Annotated in this window: 1 protein-coding gene; it reads left to right on the top strand. The window is 76.6% G+C overall.

Annotation, left to right across the window (positions count from 1 at the left end; all coding sequences use genetic code 11):
- Positions 1 to 213 precede the first annotated feature (213 nt).
- Positions 214 to 1,035, top strand: coding sequence for an Fpg/Nei family DNA glycosylase (locus ACFT9I_RS40330; protein WP_382572890.1), 822 nt, complete (start codon positions 214 to 216; stop codon positions 1,033 to 1,035).
- Positions 1,036 to 1,094 lie beyond the last annotated feature (59 nt).

The following is a 1,094-nucleotide window of genomic DNA, read 5'->3' as shown; positions in this document are numbered from 1 at the left end:
GCGGGCGGCGCCCCGGGGGGGGGGGGGGGGGGGCGGGGGGGGGGGGGGGGGGGGGGGGCGCCCCCCCCCCCCCCCCCCGGGCCGCCCGGGGGGGCCCCCCCCCCCCCGGGGGGGGGGCGCGGGCCCCCCCCCCCCCGCCGGGGCCCGCGGCCCCCCCCGCCCCCCCCCCACCGCCATGTCACCCCCCATGTACCCACGCGCCAAGGAGTCCCCGTGCCCGAGGGGCATACGATCCACCGCCTCGCCCAGGACCTCACCGGCCACTTCGCCGCGGCCCCGGCACGCGTCAGCAGCCCCCAGGGCCGGTTCACCGAGAGCGCCGCGCTCCTCGACGGCCGGGTGATCGACGGGGCGAGCGCCCATGGGAAGCATCTCTTCGTCGGCTTCGGCGACAGCGGCTGGATCCATGTCCACCTCGGCCTCTTCGGGAAGGTCGCACTCGGCGACACCCCCGCTCCGCCGCCCACCGACACCGTCCGGCTGCGCCTGCTCAACGACACGTCGTACCTGGAGCTGCGCGGCCCCACCACCTGCGCCCTGATCACCGAACCGGAGAAGCAGGCGATACACGACCGGCTCGGCCCCGACCCGCTGCGCCCGCCGGACGCGCCGGGCAACGACCCCGAGCGCGCCTGGGCGCGGATCTCCCGCTCCCGTACCACCGTCGCCGCCCTGCTCATGGACCAGAAGATCATCGCGGGCGTCGGCAACGTCTACCGGGCCGAAGTCCTCTTCCGGCACGGCATCGACCCGTACCGCACCGGCCGTGACCTCACCCGCGCCGAGTGGGACGCGATCTGGTCCGACCTCGTCGCGCTGATGCGCGAGGGCGTACGCCACAACCGCATCGACACCGTACGGCCCGAGCATCTGCCCGAGGCGATGGGCCGCGCGCCGCGCGTGGACGACCACGGCGGCGAGGTGTACGTCTACCGGCGCGCGACCATGCCGTGCCATCTGTGCGGCAGCGAGATCCGCACGGCGTCACTCGTCGCCCGCAACCTCTTCTGGTGCCCGGGGTGCCAGAAGGCGTAGTGCTGCCGGCAGGGACGTTGACCGGGTCGCGCGGCCCACGAGCCGCGCAACCCGGTCAA

Origin of the sequence: Streptomyces sp. NPDC057137 (assembly GCF_042670825.1) — a bacterium.
In the GTDB taxonomy this organism is placed as follows: Bacteria; Actinomycetota; Actinomycetes; order Streptomycetales; family Streptomycetaceae; genus Streptomyces.
Note: the sequence above shows the minus strand (reverse complement) of the source record. Positions and strands in the feature narration are given on the sequence as shown.